This is a genomic window from Kaistella sp. (assembly GCF_049588135.1).
In the GTDB taxonomy this organism is placed as follows: domain Bacteria; phylum Bacteroidota; class Bacteroidia; order Flavobacteriales; family Weeksellaceae; genus Kaistella.
Window position 1 is genome coordinate 1 of record NZ_JBAVFG010000085.1, and the last position, 2,816, is coordinate 2,816.

The 2,816-nt window shown below is 34.4% G+C and carries 4 protein-coding genes and 1 pseudogene; 2 read left to right on the forward strand and 3 right to left on the reverse strand.

The annotated features are described in order from the left end of the window. Together WBY99_RS04920 and def are read left to right on the forward strand one after the other, a co-directional pair. The coding region (locus WBY99_RS04920; protein ID WP_423975221.1) for a putative quinol monooxygenase at positions 1–236 on the forward strand (236 nt) is incomplete at its 5' end. A 4-nt stretch (positions 237–240) separates the two neighbouring features. Next, complete coding sequence (def, locus tag WBY99_RS04925; protein WP_423975222.1) at positions 241–858, forward strand: peptide deformylase; 618 nt, start codon at positions 241–243, stop codon at positions 856–858. Between the two features lie 50 nt (positions 859–908). Here def and lipB read toward each other — a convergent pair whose 3' ends face one another. The 3 genes and pseudogenes from lipB to WBY99_RS04940 form a co-directional block, all read right to left on the reverse strand. Further along, positions 909–1,631, reverse strand: coding sequence for a lipoyl(octanoyl) transferase LipB (gene lipB / locus WBY99_RS04930; protein ID WP_423975223.1), 723 nt, complete (start codon positions 1,629–1,631; stop codon positions 909–911). A 64-nt stretch (positions 1,632–1,695) separates the two neighbouring features. Continuing rightward, the gene (trpA, locus tag WBY99_RS04935) at positions 1,696–2,475 is read right to left on the reverse strand and encodes a tryptophan synthase subunit alpha (RefSeq protein ID WP_423975224.1); all 780 of its coding nucleotides are present in this window, start codon (positions 2,473–2,475) and stop codon (positions 1,696–1,698) included. Between the two features lie 150 nt (positions 2,476–2,625). Next, positions 2,626–2,816 (reverse strand): annotated as a pseudogene (locus WBY99_RS04940) (DDE transposase); the annotation flags it as partial.

A 2,816-nucleotide genomic window follows, 5' to 3' on the forward strand; every position in this document is an offset into this window, starting at 1 on the left:
CATTAGAATTACTAAAAAAGTTGGTTTTTGAAACCCGAAAAGAAGATGGCTGTCTCCAATACGATTTGGTGGAAGATAACGAAAACATAGGCATTTTCTTTATCGTAGAACTTTGGGAAAGTGAAGAACATCACCATCAACACAATGGCAGCGACCATTTGATGAATTTCCGAAATGAGTCTGCAGCAATGTTGGAGAAATCTGTACAAGTTTATAAAGGATTTAAAACCTTCTAAAAAGATGAAAAAAATTTCAATTCTAATGCTCTTATTTTCTGTATTTACATTCGGACAAAAATATACGAAAGCAGAAATATCTAGAATTACAGAAGGGAATATTGAAACCGTACTTCCTATATTTCAAACGTCAGATTCTTTGCAACATCAGGTTTTACTCCAACAATCGATTGATGTAAATCCAAAAGATCAGTACACCAGAATTTTGGTCAACAGAATGAAGTTAGCATTAATTTCTACGGACGGCGGTGTCGGAATTGCCGCGCCACAAGTTGGCATTAACCGAAATATCATTTGGGCAAAACGATTTGATAAGGAAGAGAAACCTTTGGAATATTTTATCAATCCAAAAATCGTTTGGCGTTCCGAAGTTTTAAATTTAGGTCCAGAAGGCGATTTATCCATCGAAACTTTCAGAGATTACTTTTATCGAAGTCAAGTTATTCAACTAGAATATTTTGATTTAAATGGAAAGAAACACACTGAAATTGTAGAAGGATTCACCGCAGTAATTCTACAGCACGAAATCGATCATCTTTCTGGGATTTTGATATCTGATAAAATAGAAAATCAGAAAATGAAAACTTTCGAAAAAGTTGAATTGTATAAAGAATTAAAATAAAAAAATCACCTCTTTCAAGGTGATTTTTCGTTATCTAATCAATCTTTAGTCTAAACAAGCGATGCTTCAAAAACGGCGCAGAAATGTTTTTTAATTCTCTCTTTAACTTCAGCCATTTCCTCATCAGAAAATTCTCGTTCCAGTTCACGCTGCAAAGAAGTCACTCCTTTATCTTTAATTCCACACGCAATAATATATTCGAAATAACGCAAGTCCGTATTCACATTCAGCGCAAAACCATGCATCGTGACCCATTTTGATGTTTTCACGCCCATTGCACAAATTTTTCGGGCATAAGGTTTTCCAATATCCAGCCAAACTCCCGTTTCACCTTCGCTCCTTTCTCCTTTCAAACCGTAATCTGCAAGAACCCGAATAATCACTTCCTCCAAATTCCGCATATACAAATGAATGTCGGATTTAAAATTATCCAAATCCAAAATCGGATAACCCACCATTTGTCCGAAACCGTGATAAGTAATGTCTCCGCCGCGATTCGTATGAACGAAAGTCGCATTAATTTCCTTCAATTTTTCTGAATTGGCGAGCATATTTTCTTCATGCCCAGATTTTCCTAAAGTATATACGTGCGGATGTTCCACAAACAACAAATAATTCGGTGTTTCCTCATAGATTTCGTCGGTTCTATCTCGGTTTTTCAGTTTCAGTTCAATGATTTCTTTCATTAATTTTTCCTGATATTCAAATGCCGGAAGATAATCCATCAAACCTAATTCTCGAAAGTGCAACGTTCTGTTCTGGGTGTCAGTCATTTATTTCAATATTTTGAAAAATACTTTTTTTATTTCTAAGATTTTCCGCGACAAATTTATAAAATTAATTTATTATGCTATGGATAAAATCACTTGCTTTTTCCTTCCAATTTTCATTTTCCAGCAGGATTTTCACGAAAGCAGTTCCGATAATTCCGCCATTTGCTTTTTTCGTCACATCGTCAAAATCTTTTTTATTCTTAATTCCAAAACCGATGAACAAAGGATTTTTCAAATTTAAAGAAGCCAAATTATTCAAATAATCTTCATTATTAATTGACTTGTTTTCATTTCCTGTGGTTGAAGAAGAACTGACGGCGTACAAAAACCCAGAACTCAAAGAATCGAGATATTTTATCCTTTCATCTGAAGTTTCGGGCGTTACCAAAAACGTAAAAGTGAGGTTGTATTTTGCTAAAATTTCTCGATAATTTTTCTCAAATTCAATCGGCGGAAGATCAGGAATAATCAATCCAGAAACGCCAGATTCTGAACATTCTCTACAAAAGTTTTCAAATCCGAAACTCAAAACCGGATTGATATAACCCATTAAAATGATTGGAATTTTAATCTCATTCTTAATGGATTTCAGTTGTGAAAAAAGTTTCGCAATCGTCATTCCGTTTCTCAGAGCAAGTTCGTGCGCTTTTTGAATAATTTCGCCATCGGCAACTGGATCGGAATAAGGCATCCCAATTTCCATCATATCCGCACCGGAATTTTGAATAAGTTTAATGATTTCTGTGGTATCTTCCAATTGCGGAATTCCTGCGGTGAAGTAGATGTTGAGTTGTTTTTTGGACTGGAAGTTGGAAGCTGGAAGTTGGAAGTTATTGTCTTTCATTTTTTTTAGTAATTTTAATTAAGAGCCTGTTTAAATTTTATTCAGTAAAAATTTTATGGCGGATAATTTGACCATATTTTCAGAGGTTTCCATTATGAGTTCATAATTTCTACATAATCTTCTGTCATTATCAAACCATGAAAATGTACGTTAAATAATCCATCTTTTGGAAATGGGCTGAAAACCAGTTTTCTTCTCGTCATTTCTCATTACCACATTAATGAGGTAACCAAAGCGGTTTTTTACTTGTTCTATAACTTCTCCTCTATAGCCTCCGTCTGCAAGGATCACCTTTATCGGAGTTAAAAAATAAGCCAAAGTTCTCATTAATAATTCTGCAG

Coding starts and splice junctions, on each gene's coding strand:
- def (WP_423975222.1), top strand. CDS start 241: ATGAAAAAAATTTCAATTCTAATGCTCTTATTTTCTGTATTTACATTC.
- lipB (WP_423975223.1), bottom strand. CDS start 1,631: ATGACTGACACCCAGAACAGAACGTTGCACTTTCGAGAATTAGGTTTG.
- trpA (WP_423975224.1), bottom strand. CDS start 2,475: ATGAAAGACAATAACTTCCAACTTCCAGCTTCCAACTTCCAGTCCAAA.